Origin of the sequence: Streptomyces fulvoviolaceus (genome assembly GCF_000718165.1) — a bacterium.
Lineage (GTDB): Bacteria > Actinomycetota > Actinomycetes > Streptomycetales > Streptomycetaceae > Streptomyces > Streptomyces fulvoviolaceus.
In genome coordinates this window covers 98,406-124,349 of the sequence record NZ_JOEY01000009.1, presented here as the reverse complement: position 1 = coordinate 124,349, position 25,944 = coordinate 98,406, and the positions used below count along the sequence as shown (strand labels likewise).

Genomic DNA, 25,944 nt, shown 5'->3' with positions numbered 1-25,944 from the left:
TCAAGCCGAGGTGTCCCGAGGGGCGACCGCTCGATAGCAAGGTGCTGGAGGATCCGTGGACCTGTCTCTGTCGACCGAAACCATCGGCGATCGCACGATCGTCAGGGTCGGTGGCGAAATCGACGTATATACCGCGCCCAAGCTGCGCGAGCAGCTGGTCGAGCTGGTGAACGACGGCAGTTTCCACCTTGTCGTCGACATGGAGGGCGTGGACTTCCTCGACTCCACCGGTCTCGGCGTACTGGTCGGCGGACTGAAGCGGGTGCGTGCCCATGAGGGCTCGCTGCGCCTGGTCTGCAACCAGGAGCGCATTCTCAAGATCTTCCGTATCACCGGCCTCACCAAGGTGTTCCCGATCCACACCTCGGTCGAGGAAGCGGTGGCGGCAACCGACTGATCACCGTCCCCGGGCCCTCGGCCCGGGACGGCAGAAGTTAAAGAAGGGGTCCGGGCTTTCGGCGGCCCGGTCCCCCGACAGCACGCCCGTAGTTCCGAGGGGGATGCATGGCCACCGTTGAACTCCGCTTCAGCGCGCTGCCCGAGCACGTCAGGACCGCCCGGTTGGTGGCGGCAGCGGTGGCGCGCAGGGCCGGAGTGGACGAGGCCGTTCTCGACGAGGTCAGACTCGCTGTCGGCGAGGCCTGCACCCGTGCCGTCGGACTGCACCAGAGCGGCGGCATCACGGCGCCCGTGAAGGTGCTGCTGATCGAGGAGGAGAAGCAGTTCTCCATCGAGGTCGGCGACGAGGCCCCGCGTTCGGCCCCGGGTGACCGGGCACCCGGCGCGGCGGGCGGCGATCTCGATGCCGAGACCGAGGAGGACGAAATGGGCCTCGCGGTCATCAGCGGGCTCGTCGACGACGTCGAGGTGACCGCGGGGGAGCACGGCGGACTGATCCGCATGACCTGGCCGACCACGCCGCCGGCCGCGGTCCTTCCCTGATCCCATCTTCGTACGTACGACTTCAAGGGCCCTGCTGAGCAGGGCCCTTGGTGTTTTTCAGCCGCGCCCTCGTCGGCCCTCCGGAATTCGTGAATAAATTCACGATCAATCCCCCGATAATTCGATCAAGCGCCAATGCGGGCGTCAATGCTTTTGGGGCGTTACCTCTTTCGGGTTCTGTGGCGTGACCCCGATCATTTACTGAAGAGCATGTGAAGGCCAATTCCGCTTACCGCGCCCTGTTTTGATCAGAGCGGGGTACCTACAATCCGTCCACATCTTGAGCTCGGTCCAAGCGTCAAGGAGGACGAATGGCGGGGCTTTCTACCCCTCAGCAGTTTGATCACCCCACAACCTTCGCGGCCGCAGTGCTCACCGACGACAACCGGATCATCGTGGCGGTCATCGCGGCCGTCGCGCTGGCCGCGCTCGTGGTGGCAGGCATCCTGGTGCGCCAGGTACTCGCGGCGGGCGAGGGCACCGACAGCATGAAGAAGATCGCGACGGCGATCCAGGAAGGCGCCAATGCCTATCTGGCCCGCCAGATGCGCACGCTCGGCGTATTCGCCGTGGTCGTGTTCTTCCTGCTCATGCTGCTGCCCGCGGACGACTGGAATCAGCGCGCCGGTCGATCCGTCTTCTTCTTGATCGGCGCGGCGTTCTCGGCGGCCACCGGCTATATCGGCATGTGGCTCGCCGTGCGCAGCAATGTGCGCGTTGCCGCGGCGGCACGGGAAGCGACCCCGGCGGAAGGTGAGCCCGAAAAGGATCTCACCGCCGTCTCGCACAAAGCAATGAAGATCGCTTTCCGCACGGGCGGCGTGGTCGGCATGTTCACGGTGGGGCTCGGTCTGCTGGGCGCCTCCTGTGTGGTGCTGGTCTACGCGGCCGACGCGCCGAAGGTGCTCGAGGGCTTCGGCCTCGGGGCCGCGCTGATCGCCATGTTCATGCGTGTCGGCGGCGGCATCTTCACCAAGGCCGCCGACGTCGGCGCCGACCTGGTCGGCAAGGTCGAGCAGGGCATTCCGGAGGACGACCCGCGCAATGCCGCGACCATCGCCGACAACGTGGGCGACAACGTCGGCGACTGCGCGGGCATGGCGGCCGACCTCTTCGAGTCGTACGCCGTGACGCTGGTCGCCGCGCTGATCCTCGGCAAGGCGGCCTTCGGCGACTCCGGGCTCGCGTTCCCGTTGATCGTGCCCGCGATCGGCGTGATCACCGCGATGATCGGCATCTTCGCCGTGGCACCGCGCCGGTCCGACCGCAGCGGCATGTCCGCGATCAACCGTGGTTTCTTCATCTCCGCGGCGATCTCGCTCGTGCTGGTGGCCCTGGCCGTCTTCATCTACCTGCCGTCGTCGTACGCCGACCTCGACGGCGTCACCGACGCGGCGATCAGGGCCAACGACGGCGACCCGCGGATCCTCGCGGTCGTCGCGGTGGCGATCGGCATCCTGCTCGCCGCCGTCATCCAGCAGCTGACCGGCTACTTCACCGAGACGACCCGTCGTCCGGTCAAGGACATCGGCAAGAGCTCGCTCACCGGCGCGGCCACGGTCGTCCTCGCCGGTATCTCCATCGGCCTCGAATCGGCCGTCTACACCGCCCTGTTGATCGGCCTCGGCGTCTACGGGGCCTTCCTGCTCGGCGGTACGTCGATCATGTTGGCGCTGTTCGCGGTGGCGCTGGCCGGCACCGGCCTGCTCACCACGGTCGGTGTGATCGTCGCCATGGACACCTTCGGGCCGGTCTCCGACAACGCCCAGGGCATCGCCGAGATGTCCGGCGACGTCGAGGGCGCGGGCGCGCAGGTGCTCACCAACCTGGACGCGGTCGGCAACACGACCAAGGCCATCACCAAGGGCATCGCCATCGCCACCGCGGTCCTCGCGGCGTCGGCGCTCTTCGGGTCGTACCGGGACGCGATCACGACGGGCGCGCAGGACGTCGGCGAGAAACTCAGCGGGGCGGGAGCGCCGATGAGTCTGATGATGGACATCTCGCAGCCCAACAACCTCGTCGGCCTCATCGCGGGCGCCGCGGTCGTCTTCCTCTTCTCGGGGCTGGCGATCAACGCCGTGGCGCGGTCGGCGGGTTCTGTGGTGTACGAGGTGCGGCGGCAGTTCCGCGAGCATCCCGGGATCATGGACTACAGCGAGGAGCCGGAGTACGGCAAGGTCGTGGACATCTGCACCCGGGATGCCCTGCGCGAGCTCGCCACGCCCGGGCTGCTCGCCGTGCTGGCGCCCATCTTCATCGGGTTCACGCTCGGGGTCGGCGCCCTGGGCTCGTTCCTGGCGGGTGCGATCGGCGCGGGCACGCTGATGGCGGTGTTCCTGGCCAACTCCGGTGGTGCCTGGGACAACGCCAAGAAGCTCGTCGAGGACGGTCACCACGGCGGCAAGGGCAGCGAGGCCCATGCCGCGACGGTGATCGGCGACACGGTCGGCGACCCCTTCAAGGACACCGCCGGTCCCGCGATCAACCCGCTGCTGAAGGTGATGAACCTGGTGGCGCTGCTGATCGCGCCCGCGGTGATCAAGTTCAGCTACGGCGACGACAAGAACGTCGGCGTGCGGATCTTCGTCGCGGTTCTCGCGTTCCTCGTGATCGCGGGCGCGGTCTACGTCTCCAAGCGGCGCGGGATCGCCGTGGGCGACGAAGGCGGTAGCGAACGGGTGGCCAAGTCAGTGGATCCTGCGGTGGTTTCGTAGGCCGCCTTACGGACCTCTGCAAGAGGACCGGCTCAGAGGGGCGGGCGTACGGCGCGTAAGTGACGCGGCGTGCGCCCGCCCTGCGTGTGTTCACGCTCTCGCCGTGAGCCTTCTCTCGCTTGGTGCAAATGGCTTCAATAAGGGTTTTAACGGACGTTAGACATGTGGAGGTCGCCCACTTGGCGTGTATGTTCCGGGGCCGAGAGCCATGGAAGGGACCAAACCGGTGAACAAGAAGCTCGCGGCCGCACTGTCCGGCGGTGCGGTACTGGTACTGGCGCTGTCGGGATGCAGCAGTGACGACAGCAGCGAAAAGCTGAACTCCTGGGCCAAGGAGGTCTGCGACGCCGTACAGCCGCAGGCCAAGAAGATCGAGGCCGCCAACGCCGCGATCCAGAAGGAGACCTCGGACAACAGCACGCCGGAGGAAGTCCAGAAGACCGACGCACAGGCCTTCCAGGACATGGCGGACGCCTACAAGGCGATCGGGGCCGCCGTGACCAAGGCCGGCGCTCCGGACGTCGAGAACGGCGAGACGAAGCAGAAGAACGCGGTGAAGGAGCTCAACGACATCTCCGCCTCGTACGCCACCCTGGTGACGCAGGTCAACAAGCTCGTCACGAAGGACCAGGCGAAGTTCGCGGATGGCCTCAAGAACGTGGCAACCGCGCTGAACAAGCTGAGCGCGAGCGGGAGCGACGCGCTGAAGACGCTCGAGGAGGGTGACGTCGGCAAGGCGATGGGGAAGCAGAAGAGCTGCCAGTCGGCTTCCGCGTCGCCGTCGGCCACCCAGGGCTGACGTTCCGGGCCCGGGCATTCCGGGCCCGGACGTTCTCGGCCCAGCGGTGAGCGCCCGCTGCCCGTCCCGGCCACAATGGAGGGCGTGAGTACCTCCAGCCTGCCCGCCCTGCCCGCCCTGCCCGCTGTCCCCGCTGCCGGCCGTCCCGATGTCGCCGCCCGGCTGCGGGACGCCCTCCTCGGGGCCTCCTTCACCGCCGACGGACTGCTCGAGCTGCTCGGCGCGCCCGCGTACGCGGCGCTCGCCCGGAGCGAGACCGTGCCCGCGCTGCGGGCGACCCGTGGCGACTCGCCGCTGGAGGTGCTCGTCCGGCTGTTCCTGCTGCAGCAGCCGGTGCCGCACGCGCGCGTGGAGGGCGTTCTGCCCGTGGACGCGTGTCTGGAGAGCGGGTGGCTGGTGCGGGTGGGCGGCCCGTCCGGCGACGAGCTGGCCGCGACCGTGGACGTACGGCCGTACGGCGGGCCCGGTGGCGAGGACTGGTTCATCGTGTCCGACCTGGGCTGCGCGGTCGGCGGAGCCGGCGGTATCGGCAGCAAGGACGAGGGGGTCGTCCTCGGGGTCGGCGGCGCCTCCACGACCCTCGCGGGCATCACCGTGCGGACGCCCGTCTCCGCCGCCCTCGATCTCGGCACCGGTTCCGGGATCCAGGCGCTGCACGCGGCGCAGCACGCCACGCGGGTGTGCGCGACCGACCTCAACCCGCGCGCGCTGCACATCACCGCGCTCACGCTGGCGCTGTCCGGCGCCCCGGCCGCCGACCTGCGCGAGGGCTCGCTCTTCGAGCCGGTGCACGGCGACGAGACGTACGACCTGATCGTGTCGAACCCGCCGTTCGTGATCTCGCCGGGGGCCCGGCTCACCTACCGCGACGGTGGCATGGCCGGGGACGATCTGTGCCGCTCGCTCGTTCAAGGGGCGGGGGAACGGCTGAACGAGGGCGGGTTCGCGCAGTTTCTCGCCAACTGGCAGCACGTGGAAGGGGAGGACTGGCAGGACAGGCTCCGGTCGTGGGTGCCGCGCGGGTGCGACGCGTGGATCGTGCAGCGCGAGGTGCAGGACGTCACGCAGTACGCCGAGCTGTGGCTCAGGGACGCCGGCGACCACCGGGGCGACCCGGCCGAGTACCAGGCGCTCTACGACGCGTGGCTCGACGAGTTCGAGGCGCGCAAGGTGAAGGCCGTGGGCTTCGGATGGATCACCCTGCGCAGGACGGGCTCCGCCGTGCCCTCCGTCACCGTGGAGGAGTGGCCGCACCCGGTCGAGCAGCCGCTCGGCGAGACCGTCCGGGCGCACTTCGGCCGCCTCGACTATCTGCGGGCGCATGACGACGCGGCCCTGCTCGAGGAGCACTTCAAGCTCGCCGCCGAGATCGTCCAGGAGCAGGTCGGGCTGCCCGGTGCCGAGGACCCGGAGCACGTGGTGCTGCGCCAGAACCGCGGCATGCGCCGGGCCACCAAGGTGGACACGGTCGGCGCGGGTTTCGCGGGCGTGTGCGACGGCTCGCTGAGCGCGGGGCGCATTCTGGACGCGATCGCCCAACTGGTGGGCGAGGACCCGGTGTTGCTGCGCGACCGCACGCCCGCGCAGATCCGGCTGCTGGTGGAGCAGGGGTTCCTCGAACCGGCCTGAACCGGCGGGCGTGACGCCTGAGGCGTGCCGACGCCCCTGATACGCCTGTGCCCGTTCTGGCGGAATTGGCAGGATTGGTCGGGAAAAGGGCTCCTGTCAGTGGCACGTGCGAAGCTACCTTCGAGAGACAGAGTTCACGCGTCCTCGGGGGAGGCACGCTGTCTCGGGGGAGGCGTGATGGCGGGGGAGACGCCGGATCAGGGCGAAGGCAGGGTCATCAACGGGCGGTACCGGCTGCTGCGGACGCTGGGCGCGGGCGGCATGGGCCGCGTATGGCTCGCGTACGACGAGGAGTTGGCCTGCGAAGTCGCGATGAAGGAGATCGCGCTTCCGGACGTCCCGACGGACGCGAGCGAGCCTGCGCACAGGATCGCGCGGGCCCGCAGCGAGGCCCGGCACGCGGCGCGGCTGCGAGGGCATCCGCACGTGGCGACGGTGCACGACGTGGTGGTGCACGAGGGGCTGCCCTGGATCGTCATGGAGCACGTGCCGGACGCGGTCGACCTCCAGGCGGTCGTACGGAGTTCGGGACCGCTGTCGCCCGCGCAGGCGGCCCGCGTGGGGCTCGCCGTCCTCGACGCGCTGACCGCCGGACACCGCATCGGCATCCTCCACCGGGATGTGAAACCGGCCAACATCCTTCTGGCGCCGGACGCTTCGGGCGACCCGTACGCGCGCGTGCTGCTCACCGACTACGGCATCGCCCTCCAGCCCGAGTCCCGCGAGCCCCGGCTCACCGCCACCGCCGGCATCCTCGGCACCCCGGGTTACCTCGCCCCGGAACGCGCGCGTGGCGAGCCGCCGACACCGGCCGCCGACCTGTTCTCCCTCGGCGCCACGCTGTACTCCGCCGTCGAGGGCCGCGGGCCCTTCGACCGCCACGGCGACTACGCGACGCTGACGGCATTGCTGGGCGAGGATCCGACACCGCCCGTCCGGGCCGGTGAACTGGCGCCGGTTCTGCTGGGGTTGCTCGTCAAGGACCCCGTGCGCAGGTTCGCGCCGGAGGCGGTGGCGCGGGGGCTGGAGCGGGTGGCGCGGGGCGTGCCGGGGTGGGGCTCGGGGCCCGGGGAACCGGCCGGCTTCGGCTCGCCGCCGGGCGGGTTCGGGCCGCCGCCCCAGGGGTTCGGCGTGGTGCCGGCCGGGTCCGGCGGGTCGCCCGAGGGCCGGGGCGGGTATCCGGGAGGCGCGGGCTCGCAGGCGGCGGGTTCCGGTGCCGGCGCGGGTGGCCCGGTCGACTCGGGATCGCCCGGCGGCCCGGTGGCGGACAGGCCACCGCCGGGGTACCTCGCGAGCGCACCGCCCGGCCCCGGGGCGGGCCCGCCCGTCGGCTGGGGCGGCCCTGCGGCACCGGGGACTCCGCAGACGCCGGGCGCGCCTCCGACACCGGACACCCCGCAGACGCCGCACACTCCGGCGGGCGGTCCCGGCCACCCCGGGAGCCCGGCCACCCCGGGAGCCGCCGGTCCGGACGGCAGCGGCTTTGGATCCGGCAGCCCGGCCACGCCCGGCGCGACGCCGTACAACGCTTGGCCGCAGCCCGCTCAGCAGTCGCCTGACCCGGGCAACCCCTATGCGCAGGGGCCCGGTTCTCCGTATGCAGGTGGTGGTGCGCAGTTCCCGTCCGTCAGCAGTGAATCCCCGTCGCCGTACTCGAGCGGCGGCCCCCAGGCCCCGTACGCGAGCGCCCAGCCGCCGTACGGAGGCAGCGGCGCCCCGTCGCCGTACTCGAGCGGCGGCACCGCGCAGCCGTACAGCGGCGGGCAGCCCGGCGGATACGGGAGCCCGGGCGGACCGACGCCCCCGGGCGGCCCCTTCGGCCCCGGGGGCCAGGTCCCGCCTCCTCCGCCTCCGCCACGTACCGCCGCCAGGAAACGGCTCGCGCTCGTCGCCCTCGTGGTGGGCGTCATGCTCGTCATCGCAGGTGGTGCGTGGGCGGCCGTCTCGCTGACCGGGGACGACGGCAAGAAGGACACCGCGACGAAGTCCTCGCCCTCGCCGAGCGCGAGCGGGTCGTCGCCGTCGCCGACGGGGCCCGTGCTGCCGTACGGCGATGTCGTCGGACTCGAAGCGCCCCTGGAGACCGGCGACTGTGTGCAGGCGGTCTGGTCGGGGACGCCGTTCAAGTCGGCCCCGAACCTGGGGGTGGTGGACTGCGCCGACGACTGGCCGGACGGCCAGGTCGTGGCGGTCGACACGGCCACCGACTTCGCCGACGCCCGGGCCGAGGGCGCGAAACGGTGCGCGAACCTGAGCCGCGCGGTCGTGGACGCGCTGCCGGACGCGGCCGGGTACGCCGTCGTACCGACGAAGGAGGGCTTCAGCACGGCCGACAGCGGTACGGCATGTCTCGTACTCGGCCGCCATGCGGCGATAGGCGGTGAGGTGGGCCGCTTCCGCGACACGGGCACGGACTTGTGGGTCGGTCAGATGAGCGTCGGCGACTGCTGGGTCTACGAGGAACAGGAGGAGGGTTACAAGGCGGCGCTCACCGACTGCGCGAAAACCCATACCGACCAGGTCATAGGCACGGTTCAGGCCCCGGCCGAAATGACCTACAAGAAGGGCACCGACAACGCGAGCAAGCTGTGCAGCAACAAATTCGAGTCGACCTGGGCGCCGGGCCGGGAGCGCCTCGTGTACGGCTGGGTGGCCGACGAGGACGACTGGGACCGGGGTTTCACCAAGGTCGTGTGCACGGTGAGCCTGACCGGCGACAAGACGTCGACCGGAAAGATACCCCCGCCCGGAGCGGTCTGAGGCCGGCCGGGCCGGGCAGTCCACAGCCGCGTCGGTCCCGCGTTCACCCGGGGTTCGCCTGTGCGCCGCCCGTACGTGTCAGCCTCCACGGGTTGAGGACTCTCGGACGGGAGAAAAGGGGCACGGGGAGCCATGGAGAGCGGACCGGCGATCTTCGCGGGAGTGGTGTTCGCGCTGTTCGGAGGAGGGCTGCTGATGTGGACCGTGGCCCGTGTACGGCACCGTGAACCCGTCGCCCTCGGTGTGAGTCCCGTCGCATCGGCGACCGTCGCGACCCTCGCCGCGCTGATCGCGCTGGCCCTCGGAACCTGGTGCTTCACGCGTGTGTGAGAACCGCGCGGGAGCTGCGGATCCGGTAATGGGGAGATCACCCTCCGGATAGCCTCGAAAAGGCCGGTGGGCACTCCGGGCGGCAGGAATGGCGGTAGTCGGGTTACCGTTCGAGTGGCCGTTGCGGGCTTTTCCCGTTTGACACGGGGGCGGGATGTACCGTCACACTCCGCAGCGTCAGCATGACCCGACCCCGGGACCAAGGCCTGGGGAGAGACCCCAGCGCCGACCGGAGAGAAGAGCGAAGTTGTCCCCGACCAGCGACACCGCACACGGCGGCCGCCGACTCGTCATCGTCGAGTCGCCTGCCAAGGCGAAGACGATCAAGGGCTATCTCGGCCCCGGCTACGTCGTCGAAGCGAGCGTCGGGCACATCCGTGACCTTCCCAACGGCGCCGCGGAGGTGCCCGAGAAGTACACCGGCGAGGTCCGGCGACTCGGCGTGGACGTCGAGAACGACTTCCAGCCGATCTACGTGGTCAACGCCGACAAGCGGGCCCAGGTCAAGAAGCTCAAGGATCTCCTCAAGGACTCCGACGAACTCTTCCTCGCCACCGATGAGGACCGCGAGGGCGAGGCCATCGCGTGGCACCTCCTCGAGGTCCTGAAGCCCAAGGTCCCGGTCAAGCGCATGGTGTTCCACGAGATCACCAAGGACGCGATCCGCGAGGCCGTCGCCAACCCGCGCGACCTCAACCAGCGCATGGTCGACGCCCAGGAGACCCGCCGCATCCTCGACCGTCTCTACGGCTACGAGGTCTCGCCGGTCCTGTGGAAGAAGGTCATGCCGCGCCTGTCGGCCGGCCGTGTCCAGTCCGTCGCCACCCGGCTCGTGGTGGAGCGGGAACGCGAGCGCATCGCGTTTCGTTCTGCCGAGTACTGGGACCTGACGGGCACCTTCGCGACCGGCCGCGCCGGGGATTCGTCGGACCCGTCGTCGCTGGTCGCCCGCCTCCAGACCGTCGACGGCAGGCGGGTCGCGCAGGGCCGCGACTTCGACTCCCTGGGACAGATCAAGGGCGCGAACACGCTGCACCTCGACGAGGCCAACGCCCGTGCGCTGGCCGCCGCCCTGGAGGACACGCGGTTCTCCGTCCGGTCCGTCGAGTCGAAGCCGTACCGCCGCTCGCCGTACGCCCCGTTCCGTACGACGACGCTCCAGCAGGAGGCCAGCCGCAAGCTCGGCTTCGGCGCGAAGGCGACCATGCAGGTCGCCCAGAAGCTGTACGAAAACGGCTACATCACCTACATGCGTACGGACTCCACGACGCTGAGCGACACCGCCATCACGGCGGCCCGCGCCCAGGTCACGCAGCTGTACGGCGCCGACTACCTGCCGGCCCAGCCGCGGACGTACGCCGGAAAGGTCAAGAACGCGCAGGAGGCGCACGAGGCGATCCGCCCGTCGGGTGATCGTTTCCGCACGCCCGCCGAGACCGGCCTGACCGGCGACCAGTTCAAGCTCTACGAGCTGATCTGGAAGCGGACGGTCGCCTCGCAGATGAAGGACGCGACCGGCAACAGCGTGACCGTGAAGATCGGTGGCGCCGCCGCCGACGGCCGGGACGTCGAGTTCAGCGCCTCCGGCAAGACGATCACCTTCCATGGCTTCCTGAAGGCCTACGTCGAGGGCGCCGACGACCCGAACGCCGAGCTGGACGACCGCGAGCGCCGGCTGCCCCAGGTCAGCGAGGGCGACGCGCTGTCCGCCGAGGAGATCACGGTCGACGGGCACGCCACCAAGCCCCCGGCCCGCTACACCGAAGCCAGCCTGGTCAAGGAGCTCGAAGAGCGCGAGATCGGCCGTCCGTCGACGTACGCGTCGATCATCGGCACGATCCTCGACCGCGGCTATGTCTTCAAGAAGGGCACGGCACTCGTGCCGTCCTTCCTGTCCTTCGCCGTGGTCAACCTCCTGGAGAAGCACTTCGGGCGGCTCGTCGACTACGACTTCACCGCCCGGATGGAGGACGACCTCGACCGCATCGCCCGCGGTGAGGCGCAGTCCGTGCCGTGGCTGCGGCGCTTCTACTTCGGCGAGGGCAGCGGCAGTGGCACCGGCGGCGCGGCCGAGGCCGGCAACGGCGACGGGGACCACCTCGGTGGCCTCAAGGAGCTGGTGACCGACCTGGGCGCGATCGACGCGCGCGAGGTGTCGTCGTTCCCGGTGGGTAACGACATCGTGCTGCGGGTCGGGCGCTACGGCCCGTACGTCGAGCGCGGTGAGAAGGACTCCGAGAACCACCAGCGGGCCGACGTACCCGAGGACCTGCCCCCTGACGAGCTGTCCGTCGAGCTCGCGGAGGAGCTGCTCGCCAAGCCGAGCGGTGACTTCGAGCTCGGCGCCGACCCGGAGTCGGGCCACCAGATCATCGCGAGGGACGGCCGCTACGGCCCGTACGTCACCGAGGTGCTTCCCGAGGGCACCCCGAAGACCGGCAAGAACGCCGTGAAGCCGCGTACGGCCTCGCTGTTCAAGTCGATGACGCTGGACACGGTGACCCTCGCGGACGCGCTCAAGCTGATGTCGCTGCCGCGTGTCGTCGGCAAGGACGTCGAGGGCGTGGAGATCACCGCGCAGAACGGCCGCTACGGCCCGTACCTGAAGAAGGGCACGGACTCGCGCTCGCTGCAGACCGAGGACCAGCTCTTCACGATCACCCTCGAAGAGGCGCTGGAGATCTACTCCCAGCCCAAGCAGCGTGGCCGGGCCGCCGCCAAGCCGCCGCTGAAGGAGCTGGGCGCGGACCCGGTCAGCGGGCAGCCGGTCGTCGTCAAGGACGGTCGCTTCGGGCCGTACGTCACCGACGGGGAGACCAACGCGACCCTGCGCTCCGGCGACAGCGTCGAGGAGATCACCCCGGGGCGCGGCTTCGAGCTGCTCGCCGAGAAGCGGGCGAAGGGGCCTGCCAAGAAGACGGCGAAGAAGGCTCCCGCGAAGAAGGCCCCGGCCAAGAAGGCGACGGCCGCCAAGAAGACCGCCGCGAAGAAGACCACGACGGCTGCCAAGAAGACGACGACGGCGAAGAAGACGACCGCCAAGAAGGCGACGGCTTCGAAGACGGCGTCCGACGACTGAGCCGAGCCGTCGTCCTCCACAGAAGGCCACGGAGGCTTCGCAAAAAGAACGCCCCGGCATCACTTTGGTGTCGGGGCGTGCGCACGTTCGGACGGGCGCCCCGGGCTGTCGGTGGCTGCCGATAGGCTGAAAGCATGACCAGTGCCGACCAGCCAACGGCCCTTCACCCGGCCCCCGACGACGCGCTAGTCGCGGACTCCCGCGAGCGCGCCGTCCGTGCCCTGCTGCGCCAACCGCAGCTGAAACGGCTGTGGAGCGCACAGCTGGTGGGCGGAGTCGGCGACATCCTCGCGCTCCTGGTGCTGGTCGTGCTCGCCCTCCAGGCGGCGATCGCCGAGGGCTCGTTCGGCGGTGGCTACCGGGGCGTGGCGTTCGCAGTGGCGACCGTCTTCGGGGTGCGCATCCTGGCGACGCTGCTCTTCGGGGCCGTACTCCTGGGACCGCTGACCTCGCTCACCTCCCAGGAGGGCCCGCTCGACCGCCGCTGGACCATGGTCGGCGCGGACGGGTTGCGGGCCGTGGCGCTCATCGTGGCGCCCCTGTGGATCGACTGGATGCCGGACGACGCTTCGGCCGCGCTCCTGGTGACCGTCTTCGTGACCGGTGTCGCCGAGCGCTTCTGGACCGTGTGCCGCGAGAGCGCGGCGCCCAGCCTGCTGCCCGCGCCTCCCCCCGAGGGGGCGACCGTACGACCGCTGCCGGACCACCTGGACGCGCTGCGCCGCCTGTCGCTGCGGACGGGCTTCGTGGCGATCCCGCTGGCCGCCGCCGCGCTCGTCGTGGCCGGTCTGCTCAACAACCTGCTGGGCTCCGGCATCGACTGGTTCGGGCAGCACCAGGCGGCCCTCGCGTCGTATGTCGCGGCCGGTCTGTTCGCCGCGTCCCTGTCCGTGCTGACCTTCCTGGAGCTGCCCGACGCACGCACGCCACGCGCGCGTTCGCCGCTCGAGGGACTGCGCCGCCCCAAGACGGGCACGGGCATCGACAAGGGCCGTACCGGTGCGATCCCGCTGCTGGTGCTCGCCTGCGCGGCCGTCGCCGGGGCGGTCGCGGCCGCCGTGGCCGTCGCCGTGCTGCACGCCAAGGACCTGGGCGGCGGGCCGGTGACGTACGGCCTGCTGGTGCTCGGGCTGACCGGCGGGGTCGTCATCGGCATCCGTACGGCACCTGCCGTGCTGCCGACGCTGTCGCGGCGCCGGCTGCTCGCGCTGGCGATCGCCTTCACCGGCGTCGCCCTGCTGGCGGCCGGGCTCGTCCCGGACGTCACCACCGTGTTGCTGATCGTCGCGCTGGCCGGTATCGGCGCGGGCGTGGCCGCCAACACCGGGCACACGCTGCTCGACCAGGAGGCCGAGGACTACCGGCGGGCGCGGACCACCGAGCACCTGCACGCGGTCGTACGCGTGTGTGTGGCGCTCGGTGCCGTCGTCGCGCCCCTGGTGGCGGCGGCGATCGGGCCGCACCGCCTGGAGAACGGCAAGTTCGTGTTCGCGCACGGCGGCGCCGCGTTCACGCTGATGCTGGTCGGCGCGCTGCTGCTGCCGGTGGCCGCGCTGGTGCTGGCCAAGGTCGACGACCGTTCCGGTGTACCGCTGCGGCACGATCTGCGGGACGCGCTGCTGGGCGGCGACGACCCGGTGACGGTGCCCGCCGCTTCTGGATTCTTCATCGCGCTGGAGGGCGGCGACGGGGCCGGGAAGTCCACCCAGGCCGAGGCGCTCGCCGAGTGGATAAGGGCCAAGGGCCACGAGGTCGTGGTGACGCGCGAGCCGGGGGCGACCCCGGTCGGCAAGCGGCTGCGGTCGATCCTGCTCGACGTGTCCAGCGCCGGACTCTCGCACCGCGCGGAGGCGCTGCTGTACGCGGCGGACCGCGCGGAGCACGTCGACACGGTGGTGCGGCCCGCGCTGGAGCGCGGTGCGGTCGTGATCTCCGATCGGTACGTCGACTCCTCGGTGGCCTACCAGGGGGCGGGCCGTGACCTGTCCCCGACCGAGATCGCCCGGATCAACCGGTGGGCGACGGACGGACTGGTGCCTCATCTGACGGTGCTGCTGGACGTCTCGCCGGAGATCGCCCGCGAGCGGTTCACCGAGGCGCCCGACCGGCTGGAGTCGGAGCCCGCCGAGTTCCACGCGCGCGTGCGGTCCGGTTTCCTCACGCTGGCCGCGGCCGACCCGGGGCGCTACCTCGTCGTGGACGCGGGCCAGGAGCCCGAGGCCGTCACGACCGTCGTACGGCACCGGCTCGACCAGATGCTGCCGCTGTCCGAGGCCGAGATCCAGGCTCAGGAGGAGGCCCGGCGGAAGGCCGAGGAGGAAGCGCGCCGGAAGGCCGAGGAAGAGGCTGCGCGCAAGGCCGAGGAGGAGCGCCTGGAGCGCGAGCGCCAGGAGCAGCTCGCGCGGCTGCAGGCCGAGGAGGAGGAGCGCAAGCGGCGCGAGCTGGAGGAAGCCCAGCGCCGCGAGGCCGAACGGCAGGCGGAGGAGGCCCGGCTGCGGGCCGAGGAAGCGCGTCGGCGTGCCGAGGAGGAGCGGGCGCGGCTCCTCGCCGAGGAGAAGGTCCGGGCCGAGGAAGAGGCCCGGCGCAAGGCCGAGGAGGACCGGCGCCGCAAGCAGGCCGAGGAGGAGGCCCGGCTGCGCGCCGAGGCCGAGGCGCGGCGCCTGGAGAAGCAGCGCAAGGCCGAGGAGGCGCTGCTGCGGGCCGAGGAGGCACGGCGGCTCGCCGAGCAGGCCACGGCAGCGGCGGAGGCGGGGCCGAAGAAGCCGCCGGCTCCTGCCGCCGGGCAGGACGCGGCGACCGTGCCCACGCCGGTCGTGACGCCGACGCACACGTCGAGTGGGCCGGCGGACGAGACGGCGGTGCTGCCGCGGGTGCCGGAGGAGCGGGGCGACGACGGGGCTTCCGACCGTGGGGCTTCCGGTGCGTCCGACTCCGACGTGACCGCCGAGCTGCCCCAGCCGCCCGCCCCTCAGGGTGCGGCGGACGAGACGGCTGTGCTGCCTCGGGTTCCTCCGGGGGCCGCGGACGAGACGGCCGTGCTGCCTCCCGTGGTGCCTGGTGCGGCGGACGAGACCGCGGTGCTGCCTCCCGTACGGGACAAGGGGCCCGAGGACCGGGTTCCGCCGGGGTTCTTCCGGGACGAGCAGGCCGGGGCGCGCCCGGACGGGACCGAGGACCGGACGCGTGAGTTGCCTCAGGTGGACGCCGAGGGTGCGCCCAAGCGCCGGGCCCGGTCCGACTGGGCCGAGGAGACACCGCTGGACGATCTGCCCTCGTTGGCGGACGAGTTGCTCGGTCCGCGCGACGGTGAGTACGGCGAATACGGCGACGACGGGGGCCGGGGCCGCCGTCGGGGCCGGGGGCGCTGAGCCCGGCCGCCGGGTCGGCCCGGTTGTCAGTGCCACCCCGCACAATGGATCCCGCACCGCGAAACATGACGAAAGGGCGGGGTGAGGCATGACCGTCTGGGACGACCTGGTGGGCCAGGAGAAGGTGAGCGAGCAGCTCGCTGCCGCTGCTCGGGACGCCGACGCCCTGGTCACCGCGGCCGCCACGGACACGCCGCCGCCCGAGGCGTCGAAGATGACGCACGCCTGGCTGTTCACGGGACCGCCCGGTGCCGGGCGCAACCAGGCGGCGCGGGCCTTCGCCGCCGCACTGCAGTGCGTCAGCCCGGACCGTGCCCTGGGCGGATCCCCTGGCTGCGGCTTCTGCGACGGCTGTCATACGGCGCTGATCGGCACCCACGCCGACGTCAGCACGGTCGCCGCGGTCGGCTCGCAGATCCTCGCCGACGACATGCGTGACACCGTCCGCAAGTCGTTCACCTCGCCGGCCACCGGCCGCTGGCAGATCATCCTCGTCGAGGACGCCGAGCGGCTCAACGAGAAGTCGGCCAACGCCGTCCTCAAAGCGGTGGAGGAGCCCGCTCCCCGCACGGTCTGGCTGCTGTGCGCCCCCTCCATCGAGGACGTCCTGCCGACCATCCGCTCCCGCTGTCGCCACCTGAACCTGAGCACGCCCTCGGTCGACGCCGTCGCCGACATGCTCGTACGCCGTGAGGGCATCGAGCCCGCCGCCGCCATGGCCGCCGCCCGCGCCACCCAGGGCCATGTCGACCGGGCCCGCCGCCTGGCCACCGACCCGGCCGCGCGGGAGCGCCGGGCCGCCGTGCTGAAGCTGCCGCTGCGGGTCGAGGACGTCGGCGGCTGCCTCAGGGCGGCCCAGGAGCTCGTCGACGCGGCGGCGGACGACGCCAAGCAGCTCGCCGAGGAGAGGGACGGCAAGGAGACCGAGGAACTCAAGACGGCGATGGGCGCCTCCCAGGGTGGCCGGATGCCACGCGGCACGGCGGGCGTGATGAAGGACCTGGAGGACAAGCAGAAGCGCCGCAGAACGCGCACGCAGCGCGACAGCCTGGACCTCGCCCTGACCGACCTCACCGCCTTCTACCGCGATGTCCTCGCCCTCCAGCTCGGCTCCCGGGTGGCGATCGCCAACGCGGACGCCGAGGACGCCCTGGAGCGCCTCGCCCGCGCCGGCTCCCCGGAGTCCACCCTCCGCCGTATCGAGGCGATCGCCGCCTGCCGCGAGGCCCTCGACCGCAACGTGGCCCCGCTGCTGGCGGTGGAGGCGATGACGATGGCACTCAGAGCGGGCTGACGGACGAGGCGGGGGACCCAGGTTGACGCCGTCACTCATACGAGCCAGTGAGTCCACGGAGGGTGTTTGATCCAATGCGCATGGTTACGATCACGTGATGCACATCAGGCGAAATCTCCGCCACGCCAGTCTCTTCGCGGCCGCCGCGCTCCTTGTCTCCGCCTGCTCCTCCGGCGCCTCGACGAGTTCCGCGAGCGCGGCGGCGGAGGCGGCGCTGGCCGCACTGCCCCGGGCCACGCCGGCCGCCCTCGCGTCGTACTACGGACAGAAGCCGAACTGGCGCAGCTGCGGTGTCCCCGGGTTCGAGTGCGCCACGCTGAAGGCGCCCCGCGACTACGCGAAGCCGGACGCCGGTGACGTCCGGCTAGCCGTCGCCCGCAAGAAGGCCACGGGCCCGGGCAAGCCGCTGGGCTCGCTGCTGGTGAACCCGGGCGGGCCGGGCGGCTCGGCGATCGGTTACCTGCAGGCGTACGCCGGGATCGGCTACCCGGCCGAGGTCCGCGCCCGCTACGACATGGTCGCGGTCGACCCGCGCGGAGTCGCCCGCAGCGAGCCCGTCGAATGCCTCGGCGGACGGGACATGGACACGTACACACAGACGGACATCACGCCCGACGACGCGGAGGAGAGGACAGACCTGGTCGACTCCTTCAAGAAGTTCGCGGAGGGCTGCGGCGAGGACTCGCCCGACCTGCTGCGTCATGTGTCGACGGTCGAGGCGGCCCGGGACATGGACATCGTGCGGGCGGCGCTGGGCGACGCGAAGCTGAACTACGTGGGGGCGTCGTACGGGACGTTCCTCGGGGCGACGTACGCGGGACTCTTCCCGGAGCGGGCCGGCCGTCTCGTCCTGGACGGCGCGATGGACCCCTCGCTGCCCGCCCGCCGGATGAACCTCGACCAGACGGCGGGCTTCGAGACGGCGTTCCAGTCGTTCGCGAAGGACTGTGTGCAGCAGCCGGACTGCCCGCTGGGCACGAAGGCCGCCGAGGTCGGCGACCGCCTCAAGGCCTACTTCGAGAAGCTCGACGCGCACCCCATCCCCACCGGCGACGCGGACGGCCGCAAGCTCGGCGAGGCCCTCGCCACCACCGGCGTGATCGCGGCGATGTACGACGAGGGCGCGTGGGCGCAGCTGCGGGAGGCGCTGAACTCGGCGATGAAGGAGAACGACGGCGCCGGCCTGCTCGTCCTCGCCGACAGCTACTACGAGCGGGACGCCGACGGCCGCTACAGCAACCTGATGTTCGCCAACACCGCCGTCAACTGCCTCGACCTCCCGGCCGCCTTCGACACCCCCGACGAGGTCGAGAAGGCGCTCCCGTCCTTCGAGAAGGCGTCCCCCGTCTTCGGCAAGGGCCTCGCCTGGCTCTCGCTCAACTGCGCGTACTGGCCGGTGAAGGCCACGGGCGAACCGCACCGCATCGTGGCCGAGGGCGCCGCCCCGATCGTGGTGGTCGGCACCACCCGTGACCCGGCGACCCCCTACCGCTGGGCCCGCGCCCTCGCCTCCCAGCTCTCCTCGGCCCGCCTCCTCACCTACGAGGGTGACGGCCACACCGCGTACGGCCGCGGCAGCACCTGCATCGACTCCACGATCAACGCGTATCTGCTCCGCGGGACCCCGCCAGTGCAGCGAAAGCGCTGCTCATAGCCCTGCAACCAGCCCCGGAGGCACCGGCTCCGCCCGGCCCTCCGGGCTGGTTCGGAGCACCCTCGGAAACTGTGTAGACTTACCGGCGTTGCTGATCGCACCATAGTGCGGACGGCGCGCCGCCTTAGCTCAGATGGCCAGAGCAACGCACTCGTAATGCGTAGGTCTCGGGTTCGAATCCCGAAGGCGGCTCTGTGGAAGCCTCAGGACTCACTCGCCGTGACCTGGGGCTTTTGCTTTTTACCGGACGCGGCGACGGCGGCGGGCACGGGCCGCGCGGCGGTCCTCGGTCTCAGTTTTGGTCTCAGTGGTGGGTTCCGGGCCAGGCATGAAGTGGTCTCCCGTGCGACGCGTCGCGTCCTTGGAGAGCCCCGGCTTCTTCGAGCAGTTTCTTGAACTCCTCCCAGTCCTGGCGGGGGTCGAGGGGACGGCCGTCCGGGCGTGTGAAGGCAGCTTGTGTTCCTGCCACCCGTCTCCCGTCGCGACGCGCAATTCCTCCTGCTGCACCTTGTGCTCGCGCTGGTAGGGGATGAACGGCGGCGGAATGGGCACGGCGTTCCTGCTCTTCTCGGGGGTGGAACAGCTCGTTCTCGGACCGTCCCTCGCCGACATCGACTCCGTGGTCGGCAACGAACCCTTGGCCGCGCAAGTTCTCGCATACTGCGCCGAGTTGGGCCTGGACTCCGCGCGCATGAACCCGCACGCCGGCTCTGTCGCCCGGGGCACCGTCGTCGCCGCGGGCGGCCGGCGCATGGCCATGGTTCTGGAGCGCCTGGCGCGGCCGTGCGTCGGTGATCTTCCTGTTCACGGTAGGCGGGAGTCGTAGGATCACCCCGCGTGGATTTCCGGGAGGCGGCCATGGGTGAAGACGTGAGCTTCGCGATTCTGGGGCCGCTGGAGGTCAGGGCCGGGGGGCTGCGGCTGCGGCTGGGCGGGCGCGTTCCGACGCGGGTGCTCACCACGCTGCTGCTCGAACCGTGCCGGATGGTGCCGGTGCCACGGCTGGTGGAGGCGGCCTGGGGCGGCGAACCGCCGGCCACGGCGGCCCACCAGGTGCGCAAGGCGGTCGCCGATCTGCGGCAGCGCATCCCGGACGGGCCTTCGCTCATCGTGACCGACGGGCCCGGGTACCGGGTGGACGTCACCCGGGAACAGTTGGACCTGAGCGTCTTCTCCGACCGGCTGCGGGAGGCGCGGGACCTGCTGGAGGCGGGCCGGTCCGTGGCGGCCGCCGACCGGCTGCGGGCCGCGCTGGGGCTGTGGCGCGGTCCGGTCATGCCGGGGGCCGGCGGATCGGTGATCGCCGCGGCATCCGTCGTACTGGAAGAGCGTCGGCTGGCCGCTGTGGAGCAGCTGATGGAGTTGCGGCTGGCGCTGGGGGAGAGCCGGGAACTCATCGGGGATCTCCGGGAGTTGGTTGCCGAGCATCCCCTAGGAGAATCGTTTCGCGGGCAGTTGATGCTCGCGCTGTACCGCTCGGGGCGGCAGGCCGAGGCGCTCGCCGAGTACGGCAGCGTCCGGGAGCTGCTCGTCGAGGAGCTCGGCGTCGACCCCGGGCCCCAACTCGCCAAGCTGTACGAGGGGATCCTGCGCGACAGCCCCGAACTCGCCGCTCCCGAAACGGCCGTGGCGGAGGCCGGGCTCATACCGGCCGCGCAGGACGGCGCACCGCAACCGGGCCCCGAGACGGCCCAGTTCACGCTGCCGCACGACCTCACCGACTTCGCCGGGCGCGGCCAGGAGCTGACCCGGCTGCTCGAGTACGCGACGCCGTCGCAGGACGGCACCGCCGGCACCGTACGGATCGTGGCCGTCGACGGGATGGGGGGCAGCGGCAAGACCACGCTCGTCGTGCGGGCCGCGCACCGGCTCGCCGAGGCGTATCCGGACGGCCGGCTCTACGTCGACCTGCGCGGTTTCACCCCGGGCGAGCAGCCCCTGCACCCCGCCACCGTGATCGGGGTGCTGCTGCGCACCCTCGGCGTGGCCGGTGAGCGGATCCCGGACGACCTGGACGACCGGGGCGCCCTGTGGCGGGCCACCCTCGCGAACCGGAAAGTGCTGCTGGTGCTGGACAACGCGGCCGACGTCGCCCAGGTACGGCCGCTGCTGCCGGCCTCCCCGGGCTCCCTGTGCCTGGTCACCAGCCGGGTCCGCATGGTCGGTCTGGACGGGGCCGAATGGCTGTCCCTCGGGGTGATGTCCCCCTCGGACAGCCTCGAATTAATCACCGGCGTGCTCGGTGAGGAGCGGGTCGATGCCGAGCCCGAGGCGGCGGCGGAGCTGGCGGCACTGTGCGGGAACCTGCCGCTCGCGCTGCGGATCGCCACCGCCAGGCTGCGCAACCGGCCGCTGTGGACGGTGCGCCATCTCGTCGACCGGCTCGGCGACGAGGCCCGCCGGCTCGACGAACTCAAGGCGGGCGACCGTAGCGTCGAGGCCACGCTCCAGCTGTCGTACCAGGCACTCGACGACGAGCACCGCGGCGCCTTCCGGCTGCTCGGACTGCACCCGGGGGTCGAGATGGACGCCCACTCGGCCGCCGCCCTGCTCGGCAGCGGGCCGTGCGAGGCCGAGGACGTGCTGGAACACCTGCTGGACATGCACCTGGTCGAGCAGCACACGATCGACCGGTACACCTTCCACGATCTGGTGCGCAGCTTCGCGCAGCGGCTGGGCAAGCGGGACGCCGACGAGGGGCGGGCGGCGTTCGGCCGGCTCCTCGACTACTACGTGACCCTGACCGAGGAAGCCTGCCGCCTGCTGTATCCGGGGCGGGTCTCCGTGGGCGAGGGCGGCGCCGACGCGTGCGGTACGGCGGCCGAGCTGCCGCCGGTCGACGACCGGGCGCAGGCGGAGGCGCTCTTCGAACGGGAGCACCGCACGCTGCTCGCCGCCGTCGAGCGCGGCGAACAGCTGGGGTTTCTGCGGCAGACCGTGCTGCTCGCCCGGAACCTGGTCTTCCACCTCAACTCACGCAGCTATCTGGAGGAGTACCGGCGGGCCGCGACGACCGCGGTGACCGCGGCCCGCAGTCTCGGGGACCCCTCGCTGCTCCGAGTGAGCCTGTCGAGTCTGGGATCCGCCTGCTGGCGGCTCGGCCGGTTCCGGGACGCGGTCCCGGTGGCGGAGGAGGCGCTCGCCGTCGCCGAGGGCATGGGCGACCGGGACGGGGAGGCGGTCTGCCTCAGCCTGCTGGGCCTGCTGCACAGCTGCCTGGGACATCTCGCCGAGGCCCAGGGCCATCTGGAGCGGGCGGTCGGCCTTGACATGGCCGACGGCCGGCAGGGGGCGTACGCCTGGTGCAGTCTGAGTACGGTCTACACCTGGCTGGGACGGCACCGGGAGGCGGTGGCGGCGGCCGAGCGCGCGGTGCTGCTCAGCCGCGAACTGGGCGCCCGCGCCGAGGAGATCATGGCGCTGAACGATCTGACGGCGGCCCTGCTCGGCATGGAGACGCAGGAGTCGCACACGGCCGCGCGGACCGCGGTGGAGCGCGCCCTCGGGCTCGGCGACGAGTCGAGGATGGCGGAGGAGTTCGCGCACACGCTGGCCCTCGCGGCGGACGTGAGCCGGCGGAGCGATGCCGACGAGGAGGCCGCGGCGTACGCGGAGCGGGCGCTCGAACTGATCCGGTCCAAGGGGACCGCGACCCGGCAGGCGACCGTGCAGAACATCCTCGGGCGCGTGTACCGGCGGATGGGCGACTGCGAGCGCGCCCTGGAACTGCACCGCAGCGCCCGCTTCCACGCGGGGGCCATCGAGTACCGGGTCGAGGTCGCCCATGCCGTCGAGGGGATGGCCGAGGCCCTCGACGGCATGGGGGAGCTGCGAGAGGCGGCCGTTCACCGGCTGCACGCACGCGAGCTGTTCGCCGGCATGAAGCCGGACGGGGGCTAGGCCGGGCCGGTTCTGGTCCGGATCGGTTCTGGTCCGGGGGGCTGGCCCGGGCGGGTTCTGGTCCGGATCGGTCCCAGTACCCGGAAGGGGTTCTGGCCGAGACGGGCCCTAGCCGAGACCGGCCCTGGTTCGGACGGGTTCTGGCCGGGGCTGGTTCTGGTTCGGGCGGGTTCTGGCCTGGATCGGTCCCAGTAGCCGGAAGGGGTTCCGGCCGAGACGGGCCCTAGCCGAGACCGGCCCTGGTCCGGACGGGTCCTGGCCCCGGCCGGTCCTAGGCCGGACGGGGCCTAGCCCGGATCGGTCCAAGTCCCCGGACGGGCCCTAGCCGAGCCCCCCTGGCCGGTCCGAGTCCCCGGACGGGCCGTGGCCGGGACGGGGCCTGGCCGAGACCGTTCCTGGCCCGGACGGGCCCTGGCCCGAACCGTTCCTAGCCCGGACCGGTCCCGTTGGCCACCACCTGGTGGCTGTGGTCCACCGTGTTCGTGTGGAGGGCGACTGCCCCGATGCCGGTGGCGAGGGCCACGGTGAGAATTCCGGCGACTGCGGCCAGTGTGCTGCTGCGCATTCCGTTCACCTGCGTTTCTCCGAGTTCGGTCTGTGCGGCTGCTTCGGAATGCTGGGTGGGGCCATTCCCGGCCGGTTCCCGACTCGGTACCGCTCGAAGGAACGGCCCGGTAATCCTCCGGGATCAAGGGCGCGTACACCTTTCCGTACCGTCCGCCACCGCGAGGTACCTCCATGAGCCAGGTAGCCGTCATCAACTACGGTCCCCAGCACGACTACGCCGCGTTGCTCCCCGAACTGGCCGACCGGCTCCATGTGTTCAGCCACCACGAGCTGAAGAACACCGAGAAGCTCGCCCACTACGAATACGTGCCGGACTGCGAGTCCGTGCCGTACCCGGAACTGGCCATCCGCCGGCTCGCCACGCGGCACACGTTCAGCCACCTCCTCACCGACAACGAGTACGACCTGGAGCGCGCCGCCCGCATCCGCGAGGACCTCGGCATCCCCGGCCAGTCCGTGGCCGGCGCCCTGTCCTTCCGGGACAAGGCGGTGATGAAGGAGGTCGCGTCCGCCGCCGTGCGCACCGCGCGCTTCGCGCGCCTGGGGACGTTCGGCGACCTCATCGACTTCATCTGGGGCCAGGGCTATCCGGTGGTCGTGAAGCCGGTGAAGCAGGGCGGCTCGCGCGGCGTCGCGGTCCTGCGCGACGAGGACGACCTGACCGGGTTCAGCCGCCGGCACTGGCGGGACGACCTGATCGTCGAGGAGTTCGTCGAGGGCCGGATGTACCACGTGGACGCCGTGCTGGCGCCCGGCTACCGGTTCGTGGCCGCCTCCCGCTATCTGCGCAGCTGCCTCGGGGTCTTCACCGGGCAGAACAACGGCTCGGTGCAGCTGCACCCCGAAGAGCCGTTCGCCGTACGGCTTCGGACCTTCCTCGGCCTGGTGCTGGACGTGTTCGACACCCCGGAGACCGGCGCCTACCACCTGGAGGTGTTCCACACCCCGGACGACGAGCTGGTGCTGTGCGAGATCGCCTCGCGGGTCGGCGGCAACCGCATCCCGGCGCTCACGCGTGCCACGTACGGCGTCGACCTGCACTCCACCTGGCTGCGCCTGTCCCTCGGACTCCCCGTCGACCGGCCGCCCGTCGTCCCGCCCGCCGAGGTGCACGGCTCGGTCTCCGTGCTGCCCCAGGGCCGCCCGGTGCGCGCCCCCGGCCGGCCGCCCTTCGACTGGGTGCGGCACTACGAGGTCAACGAGCGGCTCGCGCCCGGCGCGGTGGCCCAGGACAGCACCTCGTACCTGTGCTCCGTCATCGTCGCCGGCGCGGACTCCGACCAGGTCGAGGAGCGGCTGTACGAGGCCGAGGCCTGGCTGATGGCGCACCTGGAGGGTCCGGACGACGAGGACCACGAGCACCACGAGGACGACGAGCACCACGAGCACCACGAGGCACGCGCCGCATGAACACCCCCTCCTACCGAAAGCGCGGGTCCGGCATGGCTGACGCACCGTACGCATCCACCGGCAGCACCCCCACCGTGGTGCTGCTCAACCCCCGCGACCGGGTCATCGACGCGGCCGTGAAACTGGGCTGCCGCATGGTCGTCGTCGGCGACCCCGTCGCACCGCTGCCGGACGACCTGCCCGTCGAGCCGATCAGGAGCCCGTGGATCGAGGACCTCGGCGAACTCGTCCACACACTGAGGGTGTTGGACCTGCCCGCCCCCGTCAGCTGCTTCGGCTTCGGTGAGCTCGGCTGCGCGGCCGCGGCGGAGGTCAATCGGCGGATGGGCTGGCCGGGCAATCCGCCCGAGGCGCTGGCGGCCTTCAAGGACAAGGCGCGTCTGCGGGCCGCCGTCGGCGACCGGGCCGGCACGCCGGTCGCGCACCTCACCTGCGCCCGCAAGAGCGAGGTCCTGCCCGCGGCCGAGCACATCGGCTTCCCCTGCGTGGTCAAACCGGTGGACGGCACCGGGAGTTCGGGCGTGTGCCACCTGCGGGACCGGGAGGACGCGGAGCAGTTCCTGGCCGCCACCCCGGAGTTCATCACCCCGCACCTCGTCGAGGAGTTCCTGGCCGGTACGGAGTACTCCGTCGAGGCGGCCAGCTCGCCCGCCGGCCACCGCATCCTGGCCGTCACGGAGAAGCGGACCACGGGCGCCCCGCACTTCGTGGAGACCGGGCACACCCTGCCCGTGCCGCTCGACCCGGGCACCGCGGAGGCGGTCGCCGCCCTGGTCACCGCCGTACTGGATGCCGTCGACTACCGTTACGGGCCCTCGCACACCGAGGTCATGCTGACCGCCGACGGACCCCGGCTCATCGAGTCGCACGGCCGCCCGGGCGGGGACCGGATCAGCGACATGCTCGAGCTGGCGCTCGGCGAGGACGTCTTCGCCCAGGCGATCGCCGCCGTCCACGGGCTGGAACTGCCGGTCACCGCACCCCGCAAGCAGCTCGCGGGCATCAGGTTCGTGACCTTCGACCGCATGGTCCCGCTGCACGGCATCAGCACCGAGCTGGTCGCCTCGCTGCCCGGGGTCGCCGAGGTGCACATCAGTGTGCCCGCGGGCGAACGGCCGCCGCAGATCCGCAAGTCGGGGGACCGGCACGCGTTCGTCGTCGCCACCGGAGCGACCCGCGACGTACTGGAGGGCAACCTCGCCCGGGCGGTACGGACCCTCAGCGCGGGATCACGGATCCTCAGGGTGGGGCCACGGACCTTCAGCGCGGGATCACGGACCGCCTGACCGCGCGTGCGGGCCGCCGTCGGCGACCGTAGCCATGAGCGGCAGCGGTTGGATCGCCTGGCCCCGCAGGGCCGCAGGCCACGTCAGCGACACCCTGAAGTTCGAACGGGGCAGCGAGAACCGTTCGCAGGGCGCGGGGCGAACCCGGCGTACTTGAGAAGTCCTTACCGTGAACGGCTAGCATCGCCGCGGTACTTGCCGGCCGGGAC

16 protein-coding genes, 1 tRNA gene and 1 pseudogene are annotated in these 25,944 nt (G+C 71.6%); 16 read left to right on the top strand and 2 right to left on the bottom strand.

Features of this window, described 5'->3' with window-relative positions; translation table 11 throughout:
* The first annotated feature begins 55 nt into the window (after positions 1 to 55).
* The 12 genes from bldG (at position 56) to IG08_RS0111610 (ending at position 18,764) form a co-directional block, all read left to right on the top strand.
* Positions 56 to 397, top strand: coding sequence for an anti-sigma factor antagonist BldG (bldG, locus tag IG08_RS0111665; RefSeq protein WP_024885807.1), 342 nt, complete (start codon positions 56 to 58; stop codon positions 395 to 397).
* A 107-nt stretch (positions 398 to 504) separates the two neighbouring features.
* Positions 505 to 942: an ATP-binding protein gene (locus IG08_RS0111660; RefSeq protein ID WP_030599781.1), complete on the top strand. Its 438-nt coding sequence runs from the start codon at positions 505 to 507 to the stop codon at positions 940 to 942.
* A gap of 311 nt (positions 943 to 1,253) precedes the next feature.
* Positions 1,254 to 3,659, top strand: a complete 2,406-nt coding sequence (locus IG08_RS0111655) for a sodium-translocating pyrophosphatase (RefSeq protein WP_030599778.1) — start codon at positions 1,254 to 1,256, stop codon at positions 3,657 to 3,659.
* A gap of 208 nt (positions 3,660 to 3,867) precedes the next feature.
* Entirely contained in the window at positions 3,868 to 4,458 is a 591-nt protein-coding gene (locus tag IG08_RS0111650; protein WP_030599776.1) for a hypothetical protein, read from the top strand.
* Positions 4,459 to 4,533: 75 nt separating this feature from the next.
* The gene (locus tag IG08_RS0111645) at positions 4,534 to 6,087 is read left to right on the top strand and encodes a DUF7059 domain-containing protein (RefSeq protein ID WP_030599773.1); all 1,554 of its coding nucleotides are present in this window, start codon (positions 4,534 to 4,536) and stop codon (positions 6,085 to 6,087) included.
* Between the two features lie 177 nt (positions 6,088 to 6,264).
* A complete protein-coding gene (locus tag IG08_RS0111640; RefSeq protein ID WP_030599771.1) occupies positions 6,265 to 8,847 on the top strand; it encodes a serine/threonine-protein kinase in 2,583 nt (860 codons plus the stop codon).
* Between the two features lie 132 nt (positions 8,848 to 8,979).
* A complete protein-coding gene (locus IG08_RS0111635) occupies positions 8,980 to 9,177 on the top strand; it encodes a hypothetical protein (protein ID WP_030599768.1) in 198 nt (65 codons plus the stop codon).
* A 247-nt stretch (positions 9,178 to 9,424) separates the two neighbouring features.
* Positions 9,425 to 12,256: a type I DNA topoisomerase gene (topA, locus tag IG08_RS0111630; RefSeq protein ID WP_030599765.1), complete on the top strand. Its 2,832-nt coding sequence runs from the start codon at positions 9,425 to 9,427 to the stop codon at positions 12,254 to 12,256.
* A 134-nt stretch (positions 12,257 to 12,390) separates the two neighbouring features.
* Entirely contained in the window at positions 12,391 to 15,624 is a 3,234-nt protein-coding gene (gene tmk / locus IG08_RS0111625) for a dTMP kinase (RefSeq protein ID WP_030599763.1), read from the top strand.
* 88 nt (positions 15,625 to 15,712) lie between these two features.
* A complete protein-coding gene (locus tag IG08_RS0111620) occupies positions 15,713 to 16,918 on the top strand; it encodes a DNA polymerase III subunit delta' (RefSeq protein ID WP_030599761.1) in 1,206 nt (401 codons plus the stop codon).
* Positions 16,919 to 17,015: 97 nt separating this feature from the next.
* Positions 17,016 to 18,572 carry an alpha/beta hydrolase gene (locus tag IG08_RS0111615; protein ID WP_030599759.1) on the top strand — a complete coding sequence of 519 codons (1,557 nt, stop codon included), beginning with the start codon at positions 17,016 to 17,018 and terminating at the stop codon, positions 18,570 to 18,572.
* Between the two features lie 118 nt (positions 18,573 to 18,690).
* Positions 18,691 to 18,764: transfer RNA gene (locus IG08_RS0111610), tRNA-Thr, on the top strand.
* Positions 18,765 to 18,812: 48 nt separating this feature from the next.
* Here IG08_RS0111610 and IG08_RS63380 read toward each other — a convergent pair.
* Positions 18,813 to 19,142, bottom strand: a pseudogene (locus IG08_RS63380) (tyrosine-type recombinase/integrase); the annotation flags it as partial.
* Here IG08_RS63380 and IG08_RS0111605 point away from each other — a divergent pair.
* Positions 19,102 to 19,398: a hypothetical protein gene (locus IG08_RS0111605; protein WP_078655549.1), complete on the top strand. Its 297-nt coding sequence runs from the start codon at positions 19,102 to 19,104 to the stop codon at positions 19,396 to 19,398. The pseudogene IG08_RS63380 and the gene IG08_RS0111605 overlap by 41 nt on opposite strands.
* 32 nt (positions 19,399 to 19,430) lie before the next feature.
* Positions 19,431 to 22,472 carry an AfsR/SARP family transcriptional regulator gene (locus IG08_RS0111600; RefSeq protein WP_030599752.1) on the top strand — a complete coding sequence of 1,014 codons (3,042 nt, stop codon included), beginning with the start codon at positions 19,431 to 19,433 and terminating at the stop codon, positions 22,470 to 22,472.
* A gap of 427 nt (positions 22,473 to 22,899) precedes the next feature.
* On the opposite strand, the gene IG08_RS60050 is transcribed toward IG08_RS0111600, so the two are convergent.
* On the bottom strand, positions 22,900 to 23,037 hold the full coding sequence (locus IG08_RS60050; protein ID WP_158812212.1) for a hypothetical protein: 138 nt from the start codon (positions 23,035 to 23,037) through the stop codon (positions 22,900 to 22,902).
* A gap of 173 nt (positions 23,038 to 23,210) precedes the next feature.
* Here IG08_RS60050 and IG08_RS58950 point away from each other — a divergent pair, with 173 nt between their 5' ends.
* Positions 23,211 to 24,449 carry an ATP-grasp domain-containing protein gene (locus IG08_RS58950; RefSeq protein ID WP_052424622.1) on the top strand — a complete coding sequence of 413 codons (1,239 nt, stop codon included), beginning with the start codon at positions 23,211 to 23,213 and terminating at the stop codon, positions 24,447 to 24,449.
* Positions 24,450 to 24,481: 32 nt separating this feature from the next.
* A complete protein-coding gene (locus IG08_RS58945; protein WP_158812211.1) occupies positions 24,482 to 25,735 on the top strand; it encodes an ATP-grasp domain-containing protein in 1,254 nt (417 codons plus the stop codon).
* The last annotated feature ends 209 nt before the right edge of the window (positions 25,736 to 25,944 follow it).